Source organism: Sphingopyxis sp. CCNWLW2 (assembly GCF_037095755.1).
In the GTDB taxonomy this organism is placed as follows: Bacteria; Pseudomonadota; Alphaproteobacteria; order Sphingomonadales; family Sphingomonadaceae; genus Sphingopyxis.
The window spans coordinates 212600-237534 of the sequence record NZ_JBAWKJ010000001.1 but is presented as its reverse complement, the minus strand read 5'-3'; the positions used below and the strand labels follow the sequence as shown (position 1 = coordinate 237534).

General features: G+C 65.6%; 22 protein-coding genes. 10 read left to right on the top strand and 12 right to left on the bottom strand.

Going from position 1 to position 24935, the window contains the following annotated elements:
• Window positions 1-219: 219 nt before the first annotated feature.
• From V8J55_RS01040 to V8J55_RS01020, 5 genes are all read left to right on the top strand, one after another.
• Entirely contained in the window at window positions 220-483 is a 264-nt protein-coding gene (locus V8J55_RS01040; protein ID WP_293647980.1) for a GlsB/YeaQ/YmgE family stress response membrane protein, read from the top strand.
• Window positions 484-603: 120 nt separating this feature from the next.
• A complete protein-coding gene (locus V8J55_RS01035; protein WP_058536732.1) occupies window positions 604-873 on the top strand; it encodes a GlsB/YeaQ/YmgE family stress response membrane protein in 270 nt (89 codons plus the stop codon).
• A gap of 291 nt (window positions 874-1164) precedes the next feature.
• A complete protein-coding gene (locus tag V8J55_RS01030; protein ID WP_443030779.1) occupies window positions 1165-2361 on the top strand; it encodes an efflux RND transporter periplasmic adaptor subunit in 1197 nt (398 codons plus the stop codon).
• A 48-nt stretch (window positions 2362-2409) separates the two neighbouring features.
• Window positions 2410-5826: an efflux RND transporter permease subunit gene (locus V8J55_RS01025; protein ID WP_336443989.1), complete on the top strand. Its 3417-nt coding sequence runs from the start codon at window positions 2410-2412 to the stop codon at window positions 5824-5826.
• A gap of 70 nt (window positions 5827-5896) precedes the next feature.
• On the top strand, window positions 5897-7162 hold the full coding sequence (locus V8J55_RS01020; protein ID WP_336445684.1) for a DUF445 domain-containing protein: 1266 nt from the start codon (window positions 5897-5899) through the stop codon (window positions 7160-7162).
• Window positions 7163-7168: 6 nt separating this feature from the next.
• Here the strand turns inward: V8J55_RS01020 and V8J55_RS01015 are convergent, their stop codons facing one another.
• Complete coding sequence (locus V8J55_RS01015) at window positions 7169-7960, bottom strand: SDR family oxidoreductase (RefSeq protein ID WP_336443988.1); 792 nt, start codon at window positions 7958-7960, stop codon at window positions 7169-7171.
• A 46-nt stretch (window positions 7961-8006) separates the two neighbouring features.
• On the opposite strand from V8J55_RS01015, the gene pepN reads away from it, so the two are divergent.
• Window positions 8007-10598: an aminopeptidase N gene (gene pepN / locus V8J55_RS01010; RefSeq protein ID WP_336443987.1), complete on the top strand. Its 2592-nt coding sequence runs from the start codon at window positions 8007-8009 to the stop codon at window positions 10596-10598.
• Window position 10599: 1 nt separating this feature from the next.
• On the opposite strand, the gene V8J55_RS01005 is transcribed toward pepN, so the two are convergent.
• The 5 genes from V8J55_RS01005 to V8J55_RS00985 form a co-directional block, all read right to left on the bottom strand.
• The gene (locus V8J55_RS01005; protein WP_037512937.1) at window positions 10600-10920 is read right to left on the bottom strand and encodes a DMT family transporter; all 321 of its coding nucleotides are present in this window, start codon (window positions 10918-10920) and stop codon (window positions 10600-10602) included.
• A gap of 135 nt (window positions 10921-11055) precedes the next feature.
• Window positions 11056-11655, bottom strand: a complete 600-nt coding sequence (locus tag V8J55_RS01000; RefSeq protein WP_336443986.1) for an ABC-type transport auxiliary lipoprotein family protein — start codon at window positions 11653-11655, stop codon at window positions 11056-11058.
• Between the two features lie 8 nt (window positions 11656-11663).
• The gene (locus V8J55_RS00995; RefSeq protein ID WP_037512940.1) at window positions 11664-12605 is read right to left on the bottom strand and encodes an MlaD family protein; all 942 of its coding nucleotides are present in this window, start codon (window positions 12603-12605) and stop codon (window positions 11664-11666) included.
• A 9-nt stretch (window positions 12606-12614) separates the two neighbouring features.
• Complete coding sequence (locus V8J55_RS00990) at window positions 12615-13469, bottom strand: ABC transporter ATP-binding protein (protein WP_336443985.1); 855 nt, start codon at window positions 13467-13469, stop codon at window positions 12615-12617.
• Window positions 13469-14575, bottom strand: coding sequence for an ABC transporter permease (locus tag V8J55_RS00985; protein ID WP_336445683.1), 1107 nt, complete (start codon window positions 14573-14575; stop codon window positions 13469-13471). Before V8J55_RS00985 ends, V8J55_RS00990 begins: the two co-directional genes overlap by 1 nt.
• A 100-nt stretch (window positions 14576-14675) precedes the next feature.
• On the opposite strand from V8J55_RS00985, the gene V8J55_RS00980 reads away from it, so the two are divergent.
• Window positions 14676-15395 carry an HAD family hydrolase gene (locus tag V8J55_RS00980; RefSeq protein WP_336443984.1) on the top strand — a complete coding sequence of 240 codons (720 nt, stop codon included), beginning with the start codon at window positions 14676-14678 and terminating at the stop codon, window positions 15393-15395.
• Between the two features lie 98 nt (window positions 15396-15493).
• Here the strand turns inward: V8J55_RS00980 and V8J55_RS00975 are convergent, their stop codons facing one another.
• From V8J55_RS00975 to lgt, 6 genes are all read right to left on the bottom strand, one after another.
• Complete coding sequence (locus V8J55_RS00975) at window positions 15494-16786, bottom strand: cystathionine gamma-synthase family protein (RefSeq protein ID WP_336443983.1); 1293 nt, start codon at window positions 16784-16786, stop codon at window positions 15494-15496.
• A gap of 70 nt (window positions 16787-16856) precedes the next feature.
• The gene (locus V8J55_RS00970) at window positions 16857-18263 is read right to left on the bottom strand and encodes an SLC13 family permease (RefSeq protein ID WP_336443982.1); all 1407 of its coding nucleotides are present in this window, start codon (window positions 18261-18263) and stop codon (window positions 16857-16859) included.
• A 7-nt stretch (window positions 18264-18270) separates the two neighbouring features.
• On the bottom strand, window positions 18271-19038 hold the full coding sequence (pgeF, locus tag V8J55_RS00965; protein ID WP_336443981.1) for a peptidoglycan editing factor PgeF: 768 nt from the start codon (window positions 19036-19038) through the stop codon (window positions 18271-18273).
• On the bottom strand, window positions 19035-19553 hold the full coding sequence (locus V8J55_RS00960; protein WP_336443980.1) for a GNAT family N-acetyltransferase: 519 nt from the start codon (window positions 19551-19553) through the stop codon (window positions 19035-19037). The genes pgeF and V8J55_RS00960 overlap by 4 nt, the downstream gene beginning before the upstream one ends.
• Window positions 19550-20557: a class I SAM-dependent methyltransferase gene (locus V8J55_RS00955; protein ID WP_443030805.1), complete on the bottom strand. Its 1008-nt coding sequence runs from the start codon at window positions 20555-20557 to the stop codon at window positions 19550-19552. The genes V8J55_RS00960 and V8J55_RS00955 overlap by 4 nt, the downstream gene beginning before the upstream one ends.
• A 52-nt stretch (window positions 20558-20609) precedes the next feature.
• Complete coding sequence (lgt, locus tag V8J55_RS00950) at window positions 20610-21485, bottom strand: prolipoprotein diacylglyceryl transferase (protein ID WP_336443978.1); 876 nt, start codon at window positions 21483-21485, stop codon at window positions 20610-20612.
• Between the two features lie 77 nt (window positions 21486-21562).
• On the opposite strand from lgt, the gene V8J55_RS00945 reads away from it, so the two are divergent.
• Genes V8J55_RS00945 through V8J55_RS00935 form a run of 3 tightly spaced genes read left to right on the top strand, consistent with a single transcriptional unit; the run spans window position 21563 to window position 24927 of the window.
• A complete protein-coding gene (locus V8J55_RS00945) occupies window positions 21563-23269 on the top strand; it encodes a class I adenylate-forming enzyme family protein (RefSeq protein ID WP_336443977.1) in 1707 nt (568 codons plus the stop codon).
• Between the two features lie 30 nt (window positions 23270-23299).
• Complete coding sequence (locus V8J55_RS00940; RefSeq protein ID WP_336443976.1) at window positions 23300-24151, top strand: cytochrome b/b6 domain-containing protein; 852 nt, start codon at window positions 23300-23302, stop codon at window positions 24149-24151.
• Window positions 24148-24927 (top strand): molybdopterin-dependent oxidoreductase, encoded by a 780-nt coding sequence (locus V8J55_RS00935; protein WP_336443975.1) that lies wholly within the window; start codon window positions 24148-24150, stop codon window positions 24925-24927. Before V8J55_RS00940 ends, V8J55_RS00935 begins: the two co-directional genes overlap by 4 nt.
• Window positions 24928-24935: the final 8 nt, after the last annotated feature.

Below are 24935 nucleotides of genomic sequence, written 5' to 3'. Positions count from 1 at the left end.
GTCAAACGCGGCTGCTTAGTGGCGTCTTGCGACCCGGAGACGTTCCCGATCAGGAACCGATCCCACTTTCCCGGCCGAGCCCCCGCGGGCCGGTCGGGAACCTTTCGCTCCCGACCGGCATTCTTTGATCATCGTTGAAACGATGTCCGGGCGCGACCGGACGTTCGCATGGTCGCCGGGCATCGGCGCTCGCCCGGCCGGTTCAGGGAAGGGAAAATCATGGGTCTGATCATCACGTTGATCGTCGGCGGCATTATCGGCTGGCTGGCGAGTATCGTCATGCGCACCGATGCGCAGCAGGGCATCATCCTGAATGTCGTTGTCGGCATCGTCGGCGCGTTTCTCGGCAACTTCCTCGGCAGCTTTTTCGGCATGGGGGCGAGCCTCGACACCTTCAGCCCGATCGGGCTGTTGTGGGCCTTCATCGGCGCGGTGGTGCTGCTTGGTATCATCAACCTGGTTCGACGCGGCAGCGTCCGTTGAACGGCGTGGCGGCGGGCGTGATCGCGCCGCCGCCATTCTGCTAGGCGATATCAAATATTTGGGTTACCAATGCGGGGCCTGCAGGGTCAGGCGCCAACATCGATCGTAGGGGGTCATCTTATGACTTGGATTATCGCTATCATCATGGGCGGCATCATCGGCTGGCTGGCGAGTATCGTCATGCGCACCGACGCTCAGCAAGGCATCTTCCTCAACATCATCGTCGGTTGCGTCGGGTCGATCCTCGGTCGCTTGCTGTTCGGCAGCTTCCTGGGCGGCGGACATCTGCGCGGCAACGCCTTTGATCCGATGACCTTGCTCACCGCCTTCATCGGCGCGGTGATCCTGCTCGGGATCGTCAACCTCGTGCGGCGCGGCCGGGTCCGCTGACCGCCTGCCGATAACGGCCGGCCGTTCGGACCGGTCCGGAAGAAAAGGGTGGCCGCCGCAGGGCGCGCCGCCCTTTTTCATGGCGGTAACCACTGGAAATTGCACGAAGACAAGTCTATGAGCCGCGATCCGGGGCGCAGGGGGGATGGCGAAGTTTCGCCTCTTGCCAGTGGTGATTTAATTAGGTAATACACCTCGCAGTGGATTGATCCTGTCGTGCGGGGTCGAGGGGACGGGCGCGTCTGCGCCTGCCGCAGCATGATGCCGCGCAAGGCAGGGAGGATTTTCGGCGTGAACTACGAGCGGAAAGTGGATGTGATGGACAGCCTGGCGGGCACACAAAGCTTTTATGAGGACGCGAGCGACAGCCGGCGCAAGCGGACGTTCCTGATCGTCGCACTGGTGCTCATCGCGCTTGCGCTGGCGGCCACCTATTACGCCTTCACGCAAAGCAAGGGCGCGGCTGCCGAAGGCGAAGGACAGGGCGGCGCGGCCGCCCCGAACGTCACCGTGGTCATCCCTGGCCGCGTTTCGGTCGAGGCCGCGATTTCCGCCAACGGCACGATCGCGGCGCGCCGTGAAATGCCCGTCGGTGTCGCGGGCGAGGGCGGACAGGTCCTTCGCGTCCTCGTCGAACCCGGCCAGTGGGTCGGTGCGGGCCAGACGCTCGCGGTCATCGATCGCTCGGTCCAGGCGCAGCAGGCCGCGAGCCTCGCGGCGTCGATCCGCGTCGCGCGGGCCGATGCCGATCTGGCGCAGGCCGAACTCGAACGCGCGCAGGCGCTCGTCGGGCGCGGCTTCATCTCCAAGGCCGACATGGATCGCAAGCGCGCGACGCGCGACGCCGCCAACGCGCGCGTTCGCGTCGCGCAGGCGCAATATGCCGAAGCGACCGCGCGCAACGATCGCCTCAATATCGTCGCGCCCGCCGCGGGCCTCGTGCTGACGCGTCAGGTCGAGCCGGGCCAGATCGTCGGCTCGGGCAGCGGAATCCTGTTCCGCATGGCGCGCGACGGCGAGATGGAAATGCTGGCCCAGATGGCCGAGGCCGATCTGGCCCGCGTCAATGTCGGCACGCGCGCGACGATCACCCCGGTCGGCAGCAACCTGAATATCGCGGGGCAGGTGTGGCAGAAGTCGCCGGTCATCGACATGGACACGCGACAGGGCACGGTCCGCATCGCGGTCCCGTACAGCGAGGCGCTGCGTCCGGGCGGCTTTGCCGACGCGCGCCTGATCGCGGGCACGGCGGAAGCGCCGCTCCTCCCCGAAAGCGCGGTGCAAAGCGGCGTCGAAGGCAATTTCGTGCTGGTCGTCGATGCCAAGAACACCATCCAGCGCCGTCCGGTGAAGGTCGGGACCGTTACCGACCGCGGCGTGTCGATCGCGTCGGGCCTGACCGGCACCGAAAAGGTCGTCGCGCTCGCGGGCGCTTTCCTCAACCCCGGCGACAAGGTGAAGCCGGTGGTACAGAAATCGTCGCAATAACCGGCTGAGCGGCGCGCGTAGAGATTCAGTGCACAAGGGCGTTTGATCATGAGCTTTCGCAACATTTCCGCCTGGTGCATTCGCAATCCGGTGCCGCCGATCGTGATGTTCATCCTGCTTCTTCTGGCAGGTGTCGTCAGCTTCAACCGGATGGACGTCAACGACAATCCCGACGTCGAATTCCCGATGGTCCAGGTCGTCGTGGTACAGCCCGGCGCGGCGCCGTCCGAACTGGAGACGCAGGTCACCCAGCGTGTCGAGGCCGCGGTGCGCGCCGTCAGCGGGGTCGACGAACTGTCGTCCTATGTCGCCGAGGGCAACAGCCGGACGATGGTGCAGTTCGCGATCGGCACCCCGATCGACCGCGCCTATAACGACGTCAACCAGGCGGTGCAGCAGATCCGCAGCGACCTGCCCGACGGCATCCTCGAACCGCAGGTCGTGCGCGTCGACGCCGCGGGCGGCCCGATCACCTATTTCGCCGTCGAAACGTCGGATATGACGCTCGAGCAATTGAGCTGGTTCGTCGACAATACGATCGCCAAGGAACTGCTCTCGATCCCCGGCATGGCGAAGGTCAGCCGTTCGGGCGGCGTCAACCGCGAAATCCGCGTTATCCTCGATCCCGCGCGCATGCAAAGCTATGGCCTCACCGCGAGCCAGGTGAACCAGGAATTGCGCCAGGTGAACGTCAACGCCGCGGGCGGGCGCACCGAAATCGCCGGATCGGAACAGGCGGTGCGCGTCCTCGGCAACGCCGAAAACGCCTTCCAGCTCGGCGAAACGCGCATATCGATCGGCAGCGGCCGCACGGTCCGCCTCGCCGATATTGCGGCCGTGACCGACGGTTATGCCGAGCAGCGCAACCTCGCGAAGATCGGCAACCGGCAGGTGCTGAGCTTCTCGATCGAAAAGGCCAAGGGCGCCTCGGACGTCACGATCCACGACGAGACGATGAAGAAGCTCGCCGAGATCAAGAAGACGAACCCGCAGGTCGAATTCAAGATCCTGTTCACGCGCACCGAATATACCAAGGAACAATATCGCAGCTCGATGCTCGCGATGATTGAGGGCGCGATCCTCGCGGTCGTCGTCGTGTTCCTCTTCCTGCGCGACTGGCGCGCGACGCTGATCAGCGCGCTCGCGATCCCGCTGTCGGCGATCCCGACCTTCTGGTTCATGGACATGATGGGCTTTTCGCTGAACGGCTTGTCGCTGCTCGCATTGAGTCTCGTCGCCGGCGTGCTCGTCGACGATGCGATCGTGGAGATCGAGAATATCGTCCGGCACATGCGCATGGGCAAGACCGCCTATCAGGCGTCGATCGACGCCGCCGACGAAATCGGCCTCGCGGTTGTCGCGACGACGATGTCGATCGTCGCGGTCTTCCTGCCCGTCGCGCTGATGCCGGGCATTTCGGGGCAGTTCTTCATCCAGTTCGGCATGACCGTCGTGTTCGCGGTACTCGTCAGCCTGGCGGTCGCGCGCATGATCACGCCGATGATCGCCGCCTATTTCCTGTCGGCGCAGGGCGAGCAGGACCATGCTTCCGGCCCGTGGGTCGACCGCTATGAGCGCCTTCTCAAATGGACGCTCGACAACAGCAAGCATCACGCGGTGCGCGCGCGGTACGAGGCGCATCGGACGAAACTCGCCTATCTGGCGGTTCCGCTGGTGCTCGCCGGTCTATCGGTCCTTTATGCGATCTACGCCTATTTTCAGCCGGTGCCGGTCGGGCAGGACGCGCCGAACACCGCGATGTATTTCCTGCTGAAGACGCCCGTCGATGCGATCCTGGCCTATCTCGGCATCAGCCTGATCGTCATCCTGCTCGGCGCCCTCGCATGGCTCATCGGAATGCGCGAATGGGGCTTCACCAACTGGGCGAAGTTCATGGTCCAGCGTGCCTATGCCCGTCTTTTCGACCACCGCGTCTGGATCGTCGGGATCGGCGCCGCGTCGCTTGGGATGAGCGTCGCCCTGCTGATGATCCTGCCGCAGCAATTCCAGCCGACGATCAACAGCGACTACAGCCAGATTCGTTACGAACTGCCGCCGGGCTCGACGCTCGCGCAGAGCGAGCATATTTCGGACCAGATCAGCGCGATCCTGTCGAAGGACAAGAATGTCGAAAACGCCTTTTACGAGGTCAACGTCAACGACGGCGGTGTCTACATCACACTGAAGAAGAAGCGCGAAGTTACCAGCGTCGAATGGGAGCGCAGCCTGCAGCCGCAAATGGCGGCGATCCCCGACGCGCGCGTGACCTTCCAGAGCCAGTCGGGCGGTTTCTCTGGCCGCGACATCACGATGGTCATCGGCGGCGACGATCCGGTCGCGCTCGAAAAGCATGCGCGCCTGATCGTGTCGCAGATGGAAAAGCTCAAGGAAGTGCGCTCGCCGCGGATCGAGGGCGACATTCCGCGCCCTGAAATCATCGTCAGCCCGCGGATGGACCTCGCCGCCGAACTCGGCGTGACCACCTCGGCGCTCAGCCAGACGATCCGCATCGCGACGATCGGCGACATCGACCAGAATGCGGCGAAATTCTCGCTGTCCGATCGCCAGATCCCGATCCGCGTGTTGCTGTCCGAAGATTCGCGCCGCGCGCTGGCGACGATCGAAAATCTGCCGGTTCCGACCGCGCGCGGGACGACGGTGCCGCTGAAGTCGGTGGCGACAATCGGCTTTGGTGCCGGTCCGACCGAACTTCGCCGGTACAACCAGACGCGGCGTATCGTGATCGGCGCCGATCTCGCGCCGGGACTGGTGACGGGCGATGCGCAGAAAAAGATCGATGCCCTGCCCGCGGTGACGACGATGCCGCAGGGCATTCGGAAGGTCGTGCAGGGCGACGCCAAATGGCAGGCTGAACTGATCACCAACTTCATGATCGCGGTGGTGTCGGGGCTCTTGCTGGTCTTCTCGACGCTGGTGCTGCTCTATCGCCGCTTCCTGTCGCCGCTGGTCAATATGTCGTCGCTGCTGCTCGCGCCTCTGGGCGGCCTGCTCGGCCTCTTGATCACCGGCATGGAAATCTCGATGCCCGTCTATATCGGCCTGCTCATGCTGCTCGGCATCGTTGCGAAGAACTCGATCCTGCTCGTCGATTTCGCGATCGAGGAAATGGACCATGGTGTCGAGAAGAACGCGGCGCTGCTCGACGCGGGGCGCAAGCGTGCGCAGCCGATCGTGATGACGACGGTCGCGATGGTCGCGGGCATGGTGCCGACCGCGATTTCGTTGTCGGGCGACGGCGCCTGGCGCGCGCCGATGGGCGTCGTCGTGATCGGCGGCCTGATCCTGTCGACGCTGCTGACGCTGCTGATCGTTCCCGCGGGCTTCAGCCTTGCCGACAGCATCGAAAAGCGCCTTGGCCGCTTCTTCTCGAGCAACCTGCTGACCTATCGCAAGGGCGACGATACCAAGCCGCACGGGGCGCCCGCGCCCGAACCGGCGGAGTAACGAAGGTCGACCGGCGCGGTAAGCGACTGCGCCGGTTGCAACCTTTGCGGCATTTCGCCATTTGGTTCACATGACCGACCGCACGCTTTCCCGGCCGATTGGCGTCGCCATCCCGGCAAGAGGATCGAATATCCGCGTCGTCGCGACGGGCCTGCTCGTCGTCATGGCGTTCGTCTTTATCGGCGCCAAATATTTTCAGGAGATCCATCCCGCGATCGGTTTTGTCCGCGCCTTTGCCGAGGCGGCGATGGTCGGCGGGCTTGCCGACTGGTTTGCGGTGACCGCGCTGTTCCGCCATCCGATGGGGCTGCCGATCCCGCACACCGCGATCATCCCGCGCAACAAGAACCGCATCGGCGACACGCTCGCGCGCTTCCTGCTCAACAATTTCCTGCTGCCGCGCCTGATCGCGCGCAAGATGCAGACGGTGGACGTCGCGGGCGCGGTCGGCAAATTCCTGTCCGAACCGGGCGAAGGCGGCGGGCGCCTCCGGCTTGGCGCATCGCGGATCATCGCCGACGGTTTGGGCGCGCTCGACCAGCAGCGCCTCGGCGGCATCGTCAAATCGGCGATCGCCGACCGGCTGCGCGAACTCGACGTCGCGCCTTTGCTCGGCCAGGCATTGCAGGCCGCACTCGCCGAGGGACGGCACCAGCCTTTGCTCGACGCGATGGTCAAATGGGGGTCGAAGACGCTCGAACTCAACGAGCATCTGATCCACCAGATGGTGCATGACAATTCGAACGCGATCGTGCGCTTCACCGGGCTCGACGAAAGCATCTCGAACCGCATCGTCGCGGGGCTGTCGAAGCTGCTGAGCGAGATGGCGGTCGACGAAACGCACCCCTTGCGCATCCGCGTCGAGGAAGGGCTCGCCAAAATGGCGCTCGACCTGCAGCACGACCCCGAGGTGAAGGCAAAGGTCGCCAAGGTCCGCGACGAGCTGCTCGAAAACAAGGCGGTGAAGCGCTGGCTTGACGGCCTCTGGGAGCAGGGCCGAACCGCGCTGCTCAAGGCCGCGCGCAATCCCGACACGATGCTCGCAGGGCGGATCGGCGAACTCGTCACGCAGTTCGGCGCGATGCTCGGCGAGGATGCGGGGATCAAGCGCACGCTCAACCGCTATGCGCGCCGCGCTGTCGTCGGCGTCGTCGACAGCTATGGCGAGACGGCGCTCAGGCTGGTGTCGGACACGATCCGCGGCTGGGACGCCAAGACGATCACCGACCGGCTGGAAAATGCCGTTGGCGACGACCTGCAATATATCCGGATCAACGGCACGCTGGTCGGCGGGCTGGTGGGCGTGCTGATCCATACGGTGGATGTGCTGATCTAAGTTACTTTAGGTAAGGCTCGCCAGCCCTTCTCGAAAACTTGGATAGCGTGGCGTCCAACCAAGCAATCGCTTCGCCTTGCCATTCGCAACGCGGCGGTTCTCTGAATAGAAAGCGCGCGCGGCGGGCGACAGGCCGGCTTCTTCCAGCGATTGCAGCGGCGGCGCCGGGACACCGAGCATCGCACAGCCCCATTCGACCAGTTCGTTCTGGTGGCACGGCGCGTCATCGGCCAGATTATAGACACCCGCCGGTCCCCTGAACGACGCCATGACCCCGCCCGCGATGTCGTCGACATGAACGCGGCTGAAAACCTGTTCGGGCAGGTCGATCCGATGCGCGCGGCCCTCGGCGATGCGGTCGAGAATCGAGCGGCCGGGGCCGTAGATGCCGGGGAGGCGAAAGATGCGGACGTCGCCGCGGAGCGCCTGCCAAGCGAGGTCGGCGGTGTTGCGGTCGGGACGGCGACCCCGGATGGGCGCGCTTTCGTCGACCCACGCGCCGCCCGCATCGCCATAGACGCCGGTCGACGACAGATAGCCGACCCAGCTTGCCGGGGCGAGGGCAACGGCGTCGCCATAGCGCGCGAGCACCGGGTCGGCGCCCTCGGTGGGCGGCACTGACGACAATATGTGCGTGGCGCTGCGCAATGCACCGAGCACCGCCGTCTCGTCGGCAAAAGCGATGTTGCCGTCGCGCCCGTCGCGCGTTGTCCCCGTCACCTCCCAGCCGCGCGCGCGGAGGCGGCCCGCGAGGTGGCTCGCGGCATAACCCATTCCGAAAATCAGCATCTGTCCCATCGCGCGCCTTATTGCGCGTCGGCGGCGCTGTGCCTAGATCGATCGCATGACCGACGCTTCCTCCACGCCCGCCATTCCCGTCACCATCTATCGCAGCGATTATCGTGCGCCCGAATGGCAGATCCCCGATATCGCGCTCGATTTCGCGCTCGGGATCGACGCGACAAAGGTCGGCGCGGCGCTGTCGGTCGTGCGCCAGGCCGACGCGCCGGTGCCGCTCACGCTGCGCGGCGACGGGCTGAGCCCCGCCGCGGTGCGCGTCGATGGCGAGGTGTGGAACGACTGGCGGATGGAGGGCAGCGACCTGATCGTCGACCTTGGCGAACGCGCCGCGGCGACGGTCGAGGTCGACACGGTGATCGACCCCGCATCGAACACGCAACTTTCGGGGCTTTATGCGTCGGGCGGCCTGCTTTGCACCCAGTGCGAGGCCGAAGGCTTTCGCCGCATCACCTTCCACCCCGACCGCCCCGACGTGCTGAGCCGCTACAAGGTGCGGATGCAGGGCGACAAAGCCGCGTTCCCGATCCTGCTGTCGAACGGCAATTGCGTCGATCAGGGCGAAGCGGGGAGCGATCATTGGGCGCTGTGGGAAGACCCGTGGCCGAAGCCCTCCTATCTCTTCGCGCTCGTCGCCGGCGACCTTGTCGTCAACAAGGACAGCTTCACGACGATGTCGGGGCGCGAGGTCGAACTCGGCATCTGGGTGCGGGGCGGCGATCAGGATCGCACCGGCCATGCGATGCAGGCGCTCAAGGACAGCATGGCGTGGGACGAGCGCGTCTATGGCCGCGAATATGACCTCGACCTGTTCAACATCGTCGCGGTCAGCGATTTCAACATGGGGGCGATGGAGAATAAGGGCCTCAACATCTTCAACACCCGCTATATCCTCGCCGATCCCGACACCGCGACCGACGTCGATTATGACGGGGTCGAGGGCGTCGTCGCGCACGAATATTTCCATAATTGGTCGGGCAACCGCGTCACCTGCCGCGACTGGTTCCAGCTCAGCCTGAAAGAGGGCTTCACCGTCTTTCGCGACCAGAATTTCTCGGCTGACATGGGGTCGCCGCCGGTCAAGCGGATCGAGGATGTCCGCCTGCTCCGCGCGGCGCAATTCCCCGAGGATGCCGGGCCGCTCGCGCACCCGATCCGCCCCGACAGTTTCCAGGAAATCTCGAATTTCTACACCGCGACCATCTATAACAAGGGCGCCGAGATCATCCGCATGATGGCGACGATGGTCGGCCCCGACCGCTTCCGCAAAGGCACCGACCTCTATTTCGACCGCCACGACGGCGAGGCTGCGACGTGCGAGGATTTCGTGCGTGCGATCGAGGACGGCGCGGGCATCGACCTTGCGCAGTTCCGCCGCTGGTACGAGCAGGCCGGCACGCCGCGGCTCAAACTGTCGCTGGCCGAAGAGGGCGGCCACTGGTCGCTCGACATCGTGCAGACGGTGCCGCCGACGCCGGGGCAGCCTGAGAAACAGCCCATGATGATGCCGCTGCGTCTCGCCGCTTTCGCGATGGACGGCAGCGGCGGTGCGCTCGCCGACACGCTCGTCATCGTGACCGGCGCAACGCAGCGCATCGCGCTCGGCACCTTCGCGGCGCGCCCGGCGCTGTCGGTCAACCGCGGCTTTTCGGCGCCGATCATCGTCGATTTCGAGCGCGGCCCCGGCGAGCTCGCGTGGCTCGCCGCGCACGACGACGACCCGTTCGCGCGTTATGAAGCGTTGCAGCAGCTGATGCTCGATACGCTCGTCGCCGCGGTATCGGGCAAGACGGGCGATACTCGGGCGGTGATCGACGCGGTCGGCCAGACGCTCGCCGGCGCGGCAAACGACCCCGCCTTCGTCGCCGAAGCGGTGCTGCTGCCGAGCGAAGCCTTTATCGGCGACCAAATGGTCACCGTCGACCCCGATGCGATCCGCCGCGAGCGGCTCGCCTTGCAGGCAGCGATCGGCACCGCGCTCGAAACGAAATGGCGCGCGATCCTTGCCGGCAGCGCCCCGCCCGCGACCGACCTGTCGAGCAAGGCCAAGGGCGGCCGCCGCCTGCGCGGCGTCGCGCTCGCCTATCTCGCCGCGACGGGGGCGGGCGATGCCCCGGCGCTCGCGTTCGGCATCTTCTCCGACGCCGACGGCATGACCGAGCGGCAGGCGGCGCTCGCGACGCTCGCGCATGGCGACAGCGACGAGCGCGTGGCGGCGCTCGACATCTTCTATCAGCGCTATCGCGACAATCCGCTCGTGCTCGACAAATGGTTCCAGGTGCAGGCGTGGTCGATGCGCGCGGACACCGTCGATGCGGTGAAGGCGCTGGCGCAGCACCCTGACTTCACGCTCGCCAACCCCAACCGCGTGCGCTCGCTCTACGGCGCGCTGACGGGCAATCAGGCGGCGTTCCATCAGGCCGACGGGGCGGGGTACAGGCTGATCGCCGACCTCGTCATCGCGCTCGATCCGAAGAACCCGCAGACCGCGGCCAAGATGATCCCGCCGCTCGGCCGCTGGAAACGCTTCGACGAGGGGCGACAGGCACTGATGAAGGCGGAGCTCGAGCGTATCCTCGCGCAGCCCGGCCTGTCGCGCGACGTCACCGAGCAGGCTTCGAAAAGCCTGCTCGGCTAGATCAGGTCGTCGAAAACAGCTTGGTCCCGGCGACGCCGATGACGATCAGCGCCATGAAGCCGATCTGGACCGCGTTCACCTTCTCGCCGAACCAGAAAATGCCGCCGATGATGACGCCGACGGCGCCGAGGCCGGTCCAGATCGCATAGGCGGTCCCGGCCGAGATCCCGCGCATCGCGAACGCCAGCAGCGCCATGTTCAAAAAGCTGAGCGAGACCGGAACGACCGATGCCTGCCAGGTCCCGAGCGTCGCGGCCCATTTCAGGCTGAGCGCCCAGATGATTTCGGTAACAACGGCGATCGCGAGGATGACCCACGCCATGGCATAGTCCTTTCAAGTCGGCGGGCTCGAAAGGAAAGGGCGCAGCCGGAAACCCGGAAGAGGCTGCGCAGGAACAGGTGATGTGATGCGGCGCCCTCTAGGCGCAGCGGCACGAAATGGCAATGGGGAGGGGGACTAGCCGACCAGCCAGCCCGTGACCTCGACCGCGACCTTGTTCGCGGCGCGGGTCAGCGCCTCGCCGACGGGTTTGGCTTCGACCTTGCCGCCGATCGCCTCGCGCGCTTCGAAGCGGCGCTGCGTCACCGTCTTGCCGCCTGCCGACACCAGCATCGCCTGATAGACCACGACGACCTCGTTGGTGGCGGCGTCGACGCCGAATTCCATCAGCTGCCCCGCAAGCTGCTCGCCCGGCGCGGTCAGATATTGCCCTTCGTCGAGCACGACGCGCGTCGTGCGCGCCGACACGGTTTCGGAGACGAGCCGCTGGAACAGGCGCGACGGTGCCTCGACCCATTGCGCGTCCTTGACATAGGCGACGCTCGATCCGTCCTGCTGCACCGGGATGCGCGTCGTGCGCAGCTTTTGCGGGGCGGTCGGGATCAGGATCGTCAGCGTCGCGGCTTCGGTCGCGGTGCGCGCACCGCCGGCGGCGGGCGCGGCGTCGGCGTCGAGCGTCAGCAGGAAGGGCGGGGTCTTGCCGCCGAGCCCGATGCAGCCCGAGAGCGTCACAGCCGCGATGACGGCAACCAGCGGGGCGCGGAATCTTCGCATCATGGGCATCCTCATTTCTTGTAGTCGGGCAGCTGGCTGCCGCCGAGAACCGCGCCCGCGCCCTGCTGGTCGAGCTTGTCGGTCAGGCTGGACAGCGAGGCGGAGGTGCGGCGCAGATCGCGGATCAGCGCATTGGCTTCGGGAATCGTCGTTTCGCTGAATGTCTTGAGCCCGGGCCGCGCATCGGCGATCGCCCCTTCCAGCGTCGCCATCGATGCGTTGGCCGATTTCAGCGTGTCGCGCAGGTTCGCCATCGCCGGATCGACGTTGCGGTCGATCGTTCCTTGCGCCGATGCGGCCAGATTGCCGATCTGTTCGGCGGCCACGCCCGTCTGCTGGATCGCGATCCGCGTGTCGGCGAGCGCACGTTCGATCGCCGGGCCGTTGCGCGCGAGGATCGCGGTCGATGCCTCGACATTGTTGAGGATGCCGCGAAGGCTCGCCTGATTCTCGTCGTCGGCGAGTTCGGCCAGCCGCTCGGTCAGCGTCGACAGGCGCTGGAGCAATTGCGGCGCGGTGTTAAGCAGTTCGCCGAGGCCCCCGACGCGCGTCGGGATCACGGGCTTGCCCGCGGGGCCCTTGTCGGTGATCGGCGGCGCGCCCTTGACCGCGCCATCGAGCGAGATTTGCGACACGCCGGTAAAGCCGACGCCCTCGAGCGCGGCGGTCGTGCCTTGCAGCACGGGGACCCCCTCGTTCACTTCGATCCGGACGCGGACGAATTGCGGGTCCTCCGGCCACAGCGCGATTTCGCGGACCTGGCCTGCGGGAACGCCGGAGAATTGCACCGCGGCGCCTTTGTTCAAGCCGTCGACCGACTGTTTGAAGAATATATCATATTCGCGCTTGTCGCCGCCGCTGTCGTTCGCCAGCCAGACCACGAAAAAGGCGAGCGCCGCAGTAAAGAAGAGGACAAAAGCGCCGACGAGGACGTTGTTTGAGCGTGTTTCCATCAGCTGTTCCTATCGCCGCTTCGCGGTTTGGTTCCCGCTTGCCGCTGCACGGCCGCGTGGCCCGTTGAAATAATCCTGTATCCACGGATGCTCGGTGGCAAGCAGTTCCGGGATGGTGCCGACCGCGATCACCTTCTTCTCCGCCAATACCGCGACGCGGTCGCAGGTTGCATAAAGCGTGTCGAGGTCGTGGGTGATCAGGAAGACGGTCAGGCCCATCGTGTCGGCAAGCCCGCGCAGCAGTTCGTCGAACTTCGCGGCGCCGATCGGGTCGAGCCCCGCGGTCGGTTCGTCGAGAAAGAGCAGCGCCGGGTCGAGCGCGAGCGCGCGGGCAAGCCCGGCGCGCTTGACCATCCCGCCCGACAGTTCGGCCGGAAATTTGGGGCCGGCATCGGGGGGCAGGCCCACCATCGCGACCTTGTACGCGGCGATCTCGTCGAGCAGCCTTTGGTCGAGCCGCGGATAATATTCGCGCAGCGGAACCTGGATATTCTCGGCGACGCTCAGCGTCGAAAAGAGTGCGCCGCCCTGGAACATCACGCCCCAGCGTCGGCGCAAGTCGCGCGATTCCTCTTCATTGGCGATCGTGTCGAGTGTCTTGCCATAGACTTCGATCTCGCCCGCGGCCGGCGTCTGGAGGCCGATGATCGAACGCATCAGCACCGATTTGCCGGTGCCCGATCCGCCGACGACGCCGAGGATTTCGCCCGAGCGGACGGTGAGGTCGAGATCCTCATGGATCACCGCGTCGCCGAACTGGTTGCGGAGACCGCGAATGCAGATCGCCTCGTCGAACTTTTCGGGCCGCACCGCGTCGGCGGCGGCAAGCTCTTCCTTGATTTCCTGTTCGATCTCTTCGCTCATCAATTCCATCCCAGCGAAGAGAAGAAGACGGCGAACATCGCGTCCAGGACGATGACGAGGAAGATCGCGGCGACCACCGCCGATGTCGTGCGCTGGCCGACCTCCTCGGCATTCTGGCGCACCTGCATGCCTTCGTAACAGCCGGTGACGCCGATCAATATGCCGAACACCGGCGCCTTGATCAGCATGATGTAAAAATCGGTCATCGGAATGATTTCGCGCAGCCGCTGGATATAGGTGAGCGGCGGGATGTCGAGCCCGATCCAGACAAAGGCGCCGCCGCCCGCGATCGCGCACAGGCTGGCGTAGAAACCGAGCAGCGGCATGGTGATCGTCGACGCGGCGACGCGCGGCAGCACGATCGCTTCCATCGGCGACACCCCGATCGTGCGCATCGCGTCGATCTCTTCGGTCAGCTTCATCGTGCCGATCTGTGCTGCGAAGGCCGAGCCCGAGCGGCCCGCGACCATGATCGCGGTCATCAGCAGGCCAAGTTCGCGGATCGAGGCGCGGCCGACGAGGTTGATCGTGAACACCTCCAGCCCGAATTGTTCGAGCTGCACCGCGCCCTGCTGCGCGATGACGATCCCGATCAGGAAGCTCATCAGGCCAATGATGGGGAGGGCGTCGACACCCACGGCCTGAAAACGCATCACGACCGCATTCCAGCGGAGGCGGCGGCGCGCGCGAATCTGGATGCCCAGCGCGATGATCATCGCGCCGAAAAAACCAACGATACCCAGAAGTTCGTGCCAGATCGCAACGCTGGCGTTGCCGACCTGTTCGAGCATCCGCGCCCAGCCCGGGCGGCGATCGCGGTGGACGCGATATTCGCTCTTGTCGCTGGCGAGTGCCTCGAGCAGGCGCTGCGCTTCTTCGCTCGCGCCGACGACTTTCGAACCATGTTCCTTGGCGGTGCGCGTCACGATCCAGGCGCCGACGGTGTCGATGCGTTCGAGTGCCGAGAGATCAAGGGTCGCGATCGGACCCAGCGCATCGAGACGCGCGGGAACGTCACCCAGACGCGCGAGCGTCAGACGGCCGGTGAAGCGAACTTCGGCACCCTCGGCACCGTCGCTATGTTCGAAATCCGCCCTGGCAACCATCGTGCCGGACATTGTCTTATTTGCCCCACGACGGCAAGTGAATCCATGGTTTAGCTTGCCGGGTCTTGGCCGCCATGCCGGGTCACATTATGGGAGGGGGATGGAAGACCCGCTCGCCACGCCGATCCCCGATTATGCGCACCGCGTCGCGATGTACGACATGGACCGGACGATAACGCGTTCAGGGACTTACAGCGGTTTCCTCATGCATGTTGCGCAGCGGCGCCAGCAATGGCGGCTCTTGCTGTTGCCGCTGGTGGGACTTGCAGGGGCGGCCTATTCGCTGCGCCTGATCGACCGCTCGCGGCTGAAGGCGATCAACCTCAGGCTGCTTGTCGGCAAGCGCTTTCGTCGCACCGAAATCGCGCCGCTCGCCGAAAGCTATGCCGACAAGGTCGTCGCGCGCGGACTGCATCCTGCCGCGCTCGAGCAGATCGCCGCCGACCGCGAGGCGGGATATCGGCTGCTCCTCGCGACGGCGTCGTTCCACCTTTATGTCGATGCGATCGCGCGGCGGCTCGGGATCGACGATGTGCTCGCGACACAGCTCGACGAGCCCGATGGCGCCGACCATATCCACGCGCGGCTAGCCGGCGACAATTGCTATGGCGAGGCGAAGTTCGCGCGGATCGACGGCTGGATGGCCGCCAATGACATCACCCGCGACCGGGCGCATATCCGCGCTTATTCGGATCATGTCTCCGATCATCCGATGCTGCATTTTGCCGACGAGGCGGTGGCGACGACGCCGTCGCGCAAGCTGAAATTGCTCGCCCCGCAAATGGGCTGGCAGGTCGTCGACTGGCGTGCCCGGCGCTGACGAAAAACAGGACCGTGTCCCGGTCGGTTCGAAATGGCGCCGGCAGGTGATGGGCCCCCGCCTTCGCGGGGGCGCACAAGTTGTTTAACGGCGATAGTTCAAACCGCGTCCAATGCCTGCGCGAAGTCGGCGATCAGGTCGTCGGGATCTTCGATGCCGATCGACACGCGCACCAGATTGTCGGTGATGCCGAGCGCCTTCTTGCGCTCGTCGGGAACCGACAGATGCGTCATCGCGGCGGGATGGCTGGCGAGCGTCTCGGTGCCCCCGAGGCTGACCGCGAGCTTGGCGATCTTCAGCGCGTCGAGAAAACGGAAGCTCTCGGCCTCGCCGCCCTTGATGAACAGCGAGAAGGTCGACCCGGCGCCGGTGCAATGGCGGTCGAAGATGTCCTTCTGGCGCGCGTCCTGAATGAAGCCGAGATAGCCGAGCCCGTCGACCTTCGGATGATCGCGCAAGAAAGTGCAGACCTTCAGCGCATTCTCGCCCGCGCGGCTCATGCGCAGTTCGAGCGTTTCGAGGCTGCGCAGCAGCATCCACGCGGTGTTGGGGTCGCAGATCGTGCCGATCGTGTTGCGCATCGGGCGGATGATGTTGAGCAGGCGCTGGTCGCCCGACACCCCGCCCGCGACGAGGTCCGAATGGCCGCCGGCATATTTGGTGAGGCTGTAGACGACGAGTTCGGCGCCCTGGCGGATCGGCTTTTGCCACAGCGGGCCGAGGAAGGTGTTGTCGATCGCGATCGGCGGCTGCTGTTCGCCGGGGAAAGCGGCGTCGCGTGCGGCGCGCACCGCCTCGACATCGACGAGCGCGTTGGTCGGGTTCGCGGGGCTTTCGAGATAGACGAGCGCGACCTTGCCGCCCTTTTCAGTGGCGAGCGTCTGGGCGCGGGCGAGAATGGCGTCGATTTCCTCGCGCGTCGCGCCGGCGGGGAAATCGACGAAGCTGACCCCGAAGCGCGACAGGATGCGCGCGATCAGCGTTTCGGTCGCGGCGTAGAGCGGACCCGAGTGGACGATCACGTCATTCTGGCCGACGAGCGCGAGGAGCAGGGTCGCGATCGCCGACATGCCGCTCGAAAAGACGAGGCTGTCGTCGGCGCCGTCCCAGACCGCGAGGCGGTCCTCGAGGATTTCCTGGTTCGGGCCGTTGAAGCGCGAATAGACGAGGCCGTCGGCAGGTCCCTCGCGCTTGCCGGTGATATGCTCGAAGAAGCGCTTGCCCGCCGCCGCGCTTTCGAAGGCGAAGGTCGAGGTCAGGAAGATCGGCGGCTTCAGCGAGCCTTCGGAAAGCACGGGATCATAGCCGAGTCCCATCATCAGCGTGGCGGGGCTGAGGTCGCGATCGCCGATTTTCTTGGTGTTGTTCTTGGGTTTGCCGCGCATGGCCATGAGGATGCTCCTTGAGATGTTGGAGCGCTGTATAGCACGCAGGTTTCGTTCGAAACTATATTACGCGGGATCATCCGATCATCGCGATGGACCAGATCACCCCGATCAGCAGCGGAACGCCGATAATGTCGAGCGCGAACCCCGCCTTCAATATGCGCGGCAGCGCGATATGGCCCGTCGCCCACGCAAGCGCATTCGGACCGGTTCCCGACGGCAGCATGAAGCCCCAGCTCGCCGCCATCGCAACGGGAAGCGCAAGCAGGACCGGATCGACGCCGGTCGCCGCGATCAGCGCCGCGAGCACGGGCATGATCCCGCTCGCGGTCGCGACGTTGCTCGCGAACTCGGTGATCAGGATGGTGAGCGCGACGATGGTGGCGGCGAGGACGATCGTCGGCACGCTGCCGAGCGGTGCGAGCACCGCGCCGAGCCAGGCGGCGAGCCCGCTTGCGGTAATCGCGGCGGCGAGCGCGAGGCCGCCGCCGAACATCATAATGACGCCCCATGGCGCGCGGTCGGCTTCCTTCCAGAGCAGCAGCGGCCGCCCGGTGCCGTCGGGCAGGATGAAGAGCAACAGGCTGCCCGCAACGGCGATCGTGCCGTCGGTCAGCGCGCCCTTCGGCAGCATCGGTTCGAGCCAGGGCTGCGCGATCCACGCGACGAGCACGACTAGGAAGATCGGGACGACGCGGCGCTCGGCGGTCGACCAGATCGCCTGATTGCCGAGCGCGGCGGCGGCGGCCGTGCCGTCGAAGGGATGATCGGCAAGCCGCTGAACGCGCGCGAGAATTCCCATCGCGATCGGGGTCGACAGCAAGACGATGGGGACACCGTAGATCGCCCAGTCGAGAAAGGAGATGCGAAGTCCCAGCGCTTTTTCGATGAGTCCCGCTGCGATGGCGTTGGTCGGGCTGCCGACGAGTGTGCCGAGCCCGCCGATCGAGGCGGCAAAGGCGATGCCCATCATCACCGCGCCTGCGAAACCGCCGGTCTCGCCTTCCTGCACGCCGCCCGCACGCACGACGGCGAGCGCGATCGGGATCATAATCAGCGCGGTCGAGGTGTTCGAAATGAACATGCTGAGCAGCGCGGTCGCCGTCATAAAGGCAAAGAGCAGGCCGGTCGCGGTCGGCGCGGCACGTTTCAGAAGCGCGAGTGCGAGCCGCCGGTGCAGCCCGACGCGCTCGATCGCGAGCGCCAGAAAGGCGCCGCCGAGGATCAGGAACAGGATCGGCGAATAATATTCCTTCGCAATCGCATTCGCATCCATCACGCCAAAGGCGGGCACGGTGAGGAAGGGCATGAGTGCGGTGACGGTGAGCGGCAGCGCCTCGGTCATCCACCAGATCGCCATCAGCACGGTCAGCGCGGCGACGCGCCAGGCGGTGGTCTCCATCCCGGCGGGTGCCGGAGCCAAGAGCATGATGCAAAAGACGACGAGCCCGCCGATCAACCCCAACCAGCGCGTGCGCGTCATCGGCCCCTTATCCTCCCGCCAGTCCGATCACCGACAATTGCCTGCCATAGGTGTTTTCCCCTTTATGGCACGCGCGGCGATAGCTGAAATAATCGTCCGCCTCGGCATAGGTGTCCTGTCCGCCGATGGCAATTCGCGTCACGCCCGCCGCGGCGAGCCGCGCCGCGACATAGGCGGCGATGTCGAACATCGCATGGCCGGGCTTGCCAGCTGCGAAAAAGCGCTCGTTTGCGGGATCGTCGGCCACAAAGCGCTGCACGAAATTCTCGTCGACCTCATAGGAGGCGCGCGCGATGCAGGGGCCGATCGCGACCGCGATATTGGCACGGCTGGCGCCGAGGCTTTCCATCGCGTCCAGCGTCGCGTCGGTAATCCCGGCGAGTGCGCCCTTCCAGCCCGCATGCGCCGCGCCGACGACTCCGGCCTCGCGGTCGGCGAACAGCACCGGGACGCAGTCGGCGGTCAATATGCCGAGCAAGATACCGGGCGTCCGCGTCGCGAGCGCATCGGCCTCGGGCCGCGCGGCGAGGTCGGTGTCGGCATCGACGATCACGCAGCGATTGCCATGCACCTGGTAGAGCCCGGTCAGTACGGCGCCGGGAAGGGTCGCTGCCGCCACGCGCAGCCGGTTCTCGGCGATCAGCGCCGGATCGTCCCTCGAACCGAGGCCGCAGTTGAGCGAGGCGAGCTCGCCCGCCGACACGCCGCCACGCCGGCCGAAAAAGCCGTGCGCGACGCCCGCCAGCGTTGCCGCGCTTGCAAAGGGCGCGCTCACAGGTCGAGCCGGAAGATGCGGTCCTCGTCGATATGGTTGCCGACGCGGAAGGCGTTGCGGCCGACATCGACAAAGCCATAGCGGCGGTAAAAGGCCTGTGCGCGGGGGTTTTCGGTAAAGACCGAAAGGTAGAGGATCGACGCGCGTTCGCGCGCCCATGCGATACCCCAGTCGGTCAGCGCCGCGGCGATGCCTGTGCCCTTCGCGGCCTCCCCGACATAAAGCTGGTGGAGTTCGGTTGCGTCTTCGAGCGGCTGGCCTTCGGGCAGGTCGAAATCGATCGGCCCCATCTTGATGAAGCCCGTGATCGCGCCGGCGTCGTCGTGGGCGAGGGCGATCGCCCAGGCGGGGTCGGCGATTTGTGCGCGGAGGCGCTCGGGGGGATTCCAGCCGGCGAGGAAGGCCGCGAGGTCGGCGGGGTCGTAGATATGCCCGAACGTGTGGGTGAAGGAATTGCTCGCGAACAGGGTCAGTTCGCCGACATCTTCGTCGCGCGCGAGAGTGATGGTGGTCATGCTGCTGCCTTTGCCCCGAAACCTTCGGGTCGCGGCCAGCCGGGGGCGGAGGCAGCCATGACCTTGAACAATTCGCCCATCGCTTGCGGCGCGACAAGCCGGTCGCGCTGGCCCGCGATTTCGCTGGCGCGGGCGGGTGCGGCATTTGCCAGTGCTGTCGCCCGCGCGTCGATGCCGAGTGCCTGAAGCCATGCGCCCTGGCCGACCGGGCCGGCGATACCGACGCCGGCGCGCCTGGCTGCATCGGAAAGCGCGGTGAAGTCGACATGCGTCGTGAGGTCGGCCTCGCCCGGATCGGCGAAGGGATCGGTGAATTGATGCGCCTTCACCGCCTGCAGCGTGTCGCCCGCCGCGGGTCCCTGATAGCCATAGTCGATCACCAGCATCGCGCCGCCCTGCCGCGCGAGGCGGAAAGCGCAGCGCTGCATGACCGCCGCCGACACGGGCGCGGTCTCGACGATGCTTCCCACGCGGCCGGCCCGCAGCATCGCGGGGACGCTGTCGTCGGCAGGAACATCGCCCGGCATCGCGACCAGCTTTCCGTCGCTGCGTTCGACCATCCGCTCGCGCCAGCCGTCGATGGTGCGGATATATTGATGCACCGGCAGGGCGTCGAAAAATTCATTGGCGATGATGATCGCGGCGCCATCGTCGGGCAGGTCGTCGATATCGTCATGATGGATCGCGGCGGGCAGGCGCGCCAGCTGCGCCGCGCGGAGCGTCGGGCTCGTCTCGACCAGATGGACGCCCTGCGGCGTGCAGCCGAAGCGCGCCATCGCGCGCAGCGCGTCGGCAGCGAGCGTGCCGCGGCCGGGACCGAGCTCGATATAGCGAAACGCCGGGCTGCCCGCGCGCGACCACAGATCGGCGATCCAGACGCCGACCATCTCGCCGAACATCTGGCTGATTTCGGGCGCGGTGGTGAAATCGCCCGCGGCGCCGAGCGGGTCGCGGGTCGCATAATAATGGCTGTTCGCCGCGGCGATGAAATCGGCGACGGTCATCGGCCGTGCCGCCGCGATCTGGCTTATCAGCGCTTCGGGAGTCGGTGGTCCGTCACGCAACGCTGTCGAGTCCGGCGACCGGTTCGACCCGCTGGCGGCGGCCCTTCGCGGTGGCGACGAGCCAGAAACCGATCAGCAGCATCGGCACGGTCAGCGTCTGCCCCATCGTGAGCCCCCACGACAGCGTGCCGAGCTGAACGTCGGGCTCGCGCACGAACTCGACCGCAAAGCGGCTGAGGCCATAGATGATCGCCGCCATGCCGAACAGGAAGCCGGGCTTGTAGCGCGCATCGGTGCGCCAGAAGAAGAAGGCGAGGACCGCCATCATCAGCAGGCCTTCGAGGCCCGCTTCGTAAAGCTGGCTCGGGTGGCGCGGGTCCATCGTGCCGCTGCCCGGAAAGATGATCGCCCAGGGCACCGTCGTCGCGCGGCCCCACAGCTCGCCGTTCACGAAATTGGCGAGGCGGCCGAAGAAAAGCCCGAACGGGACGACGCACGCGACATAATCGCAGAAGCGCAGGAAACTGAGCTTTTCCTTGCGCGTCACATACCAGATCGCGATCAGCACGCCGATCACGCCGCCGTGGAGCGACATGCCGCCGTCCCATAGCTTGAAGATCTCGAGCGGCTTTTCGAGATAATTGCCGAGGTTGTAGAAGAGCACATAGCCGAGCCGGCCGCCGAGGATGATCCCGAGCATCGCATAGAAGATCATGTCGTCGGCGTGGCGCCGCGCCATCGGGGCGCCGGGCTGTGCGATCAGCTTCAAAAGATACCAGTAGCCGACGAAAATCCCGGCGAGATAGGCGAGGGCGTACCAGCGGATCGGCAGGCCGAAGACGCTGAACGCGATCTCGGAGTTTTCACCCATCAGATCGTGGAAGTTCACATATTGCGTTGCTTCGGCTAAGGTTGCAAAAAGAAACATATCGTCGCGCTGTCCTTCCCCAGGAGAGGCCTCCCCATAAGGGGTTAGGCGAGCGAGACCAAGAGGAGAGATAGAAGATGCCATCTGCGCTCGATTTGCGCCTGGAAGCCGCCTATAATCTGATCACCGGTCCGGGCGGACCGATCCAGCTCGGGACCGTCGAACGCTTCGGCCACCAGCTTCCCTTCATCTCCAACGCGCCGACCAATCTAGCCGACTATGTTGCATTTTTTGCCGCGCAGCATGGCGACGCGACCTTCCTCGTCGAAGGCGACGAGCGGCTGTCGTTCAAACAGGTTTATATGGCGGCGCGGCAGGTCGCGGCGGGGCTGGTCGAAGGCCATGGCGTCCAGCGCGGCGACCGCGTCGGGCTCGCGATGCGCAACGCCAATGCGTGGTGTGTTTCCTATATCGGCATTTTGATGGCGGGTGGCTGCGCGACCTTGCTCAACGGCTGGTGGCAGGGCGGCGAGCTTGCGGCGGGCATCCTCGACAGCGAAGCGAAGCTCGTCATCGCCGACGTCCAGCGCGCGGCGCGGCTCGAAGGAATCGAGCATGGCGCGAAGATCGTCACGCTCGACATCACCCAGCCGATCGATCAGGCGATCGCGCCGATCACCGGCGCGGGCGGCAGCGCGGCGACCGTGCTGCCAACGCTGACCGGGCAGGATCTGGCGACGATCCTCTTCACCTCGGGCTCGACGGGCCAGTCGAAGGGGGCCTATTCGCGCCACGAAGCCATATGTCAGGCGATCTTCAACTATGTCACGCAGACCGCGAGCATCGTCCATCTGCTGACCGAAGACGGGCAAATGTCGGACATCCAGCCGGCGACCTTGATCTGCACCCCGCTGTTCCACGTCACCGCCGAAGTCCCGGTCTTCCTGCAAAGCTTCGCATTGGGGCGCAAACTGGTGCTGATGCCCAAGTGGAACGCCGACGAGGCGATGCGCCTGATCCAGGACGAGCAATGCAATTATTTCGTCGGCGTCCCGCTGATGAGCTATGAAATCCTCGTCAGTCCGAACCGCAAGAATTACGACCTGTCGACGTGTAAGAGCTACGCCGGCGGCGGCGCGCCGCGCCCGCCCGAACATGTCCGCCGCCTTGCGGCCGAAATGGGCGAGGCGAAGCCGTTGCTCGGTTATGGCCTCACCGAAACCAACGCGGTCGGTTGCGGCATCATCAACGAAAATTACGTCGCCAAGCCGATGTCGACCGGCCCCGCGTCGAAGCCGCTCGTCGACCTCGCGATCCTCGACGACAATGGCGAGCCGGTCGCTGAGGGCGGCGTCGGCGAAGTCTGCATCCGTTCGGTGTGCAATTTCGAAGGCTATTGGAACAATGAGGCGGCAACGAAGGCGGCCTTCTTCGACAATGGTTATTTTCGGTCGGGCGACCTCGGCTATCTCGACGAGGACGGCTATCTGTTCATCGTCGATCGCAAGAAGGACATCATCATCCGCGGCGGCGAAAATATCAGCTGCCAGGAAGTCGAGGCCGCGATTTACGAACATGCCGAGGTTAATGAATGCGCGGTGTTCGGCCTTCCCGACGAGCGTCTCGGCGAGTGCGTCGGCGCGGTCGTGTGGATGAAGCCCGGCAGCAGCGTGACGGCGGAAGAGCTGGTTGCGTTCCTCAGCGCGCGGCTCGCGCCGTACAAGGTGCCGTGCCAGATCTGGATGTCGAACGACGCGCTGCCCAAGCTCGGCAGCGAAAAGATCGACAAGGTCAGCTTGCGGAGCCAGTATCGCGAGGAATATGCCGCGAAGGTGGTCGCGTAACCGGAAACAGCAAAGGAGCGAACCGGGATCATGGCCGAGGCTGAAAATCCCGTCGCTCCCCTCAAGCCCGCGCCGCCGGTGCGCGTCTATCGCCACCGGCTGCCGGCGCGCATCTGGCACTGGGTGAATGCCGTCACTCTGCTCATCCTGTTGATGAGCGGGCTGATGATCTTCAACGCGCATCCGCGGCTCTATTGGGGCGAATATGGTGCGAATTTCGACCGCGCCTGGCTGGTGATCGGTTCGACACCGGACAGCGGCTATTTGCGCATAGGCGATTATCGGATCGATACGACGGGCGTGCTCGGCCGCTGGACCGATGCAAAGGGTGCCGAAAAGACGTGGGCCTTTCCCGGCTGGGCGACGATCCCAACGAGCTACAGCCTTGCGGACGGGCGGCGCTGGCACCTGCTGTTTGCGTGGGTGCTCTCGATCGGGCTGACGCTCTATATGCTCTGGACGCTGGTCGGCGGACATTTGCGCAAGGATCTGCACATCCGCCGCGCCGAATGGTCGCCCCGGCATATCTGGCACGATGCGAAGGAGCATGCGCGGCTGCGCTTTCCGCGTGGGCAAGCGGCGGCGTGTTACGGCATCCTGCAGAAGTTGAGCTATATCGGGGTGATATTCATCCTGCTGCCGCTGATGATCGCAACCGGCCTCACCATGTCGCCCGGGATGAACGCTGCGTGGCCATGGTTGCTCGATGTCTTCGGCGGGCGGCAGTCGGCGCGCTCGATCCATTTCGTCGCCGCCTGGGCGCTCGTCCTCTTCTTCCTCGTCCATATCGCGATGGTGCTGCTCGCGGGGCCGGTCAACGAGCTACGCTCGATGGTCACCGGATGGTTCCGCCTGCCGCCCGAGCGGGAGGAACGCGCGTGAGCGAAATCATCCTGCCGCGCCGTCAACTCATTGCGCGCGCCGGCGGGCTCGTCGCGGCAGCGGGTGCGTTGCCGCTGCTTTCGGGCTGCGATGCGATCAACGACGCGCCCGCGGTGCGCAAGATCTTGTCGATGGGCGAGGAGATGAACCGCGCCAGCCAGCGCGCGCTGATCGACCGCAATGCGCTCGCGCGCGAGTTCGGCCGCGCCGACCTGTCGCCCTATTTTCGGCCCAACGGCACGCGCCTGCCCGCGGGGGCCGCCTATGCCGTGCACGCCGCGAGCGGCTTTGCCGACTGGCGCGTCAAGGTGACCGGGCTCGTCGCGCGGCCGCTGTCTTTGTCGCTGGCTGACATTCGCGCGATGCCGCAGCGCACGCAGATCACGCGCCACGACTGCGTCGAAGGGTGGAGCGCGATCGGGCAATGGACCGGCCCGCAACTGCGCGATATCCTCGCCGCTGCCGGCGTGAAGGACCGCGCGCGCTATATCGTCTTTCGCTGCGCCGACCGGCTCGGCGATACGCTCTATTATGAAAGCTGCGACATGGTCGATGCGCTGCACCCGCAGACGATCATGGCGTGGGCACTCAACGGCGCGGTGGTGCCGATCGCGAACGGCGCGCCGCTGCGCCTGCGCATCGAGCGCCAGCTCGGCTACAAGCACGCCAAATATGTGAATGCGATCGAGGCGGTCGCCAGCCTCGATCAGATCGGCGCGGGCAAGGGCGGTTATTGGGAAGACCGGATCGATTATGAATGGTATGCTGGAATCTGACGGCAACC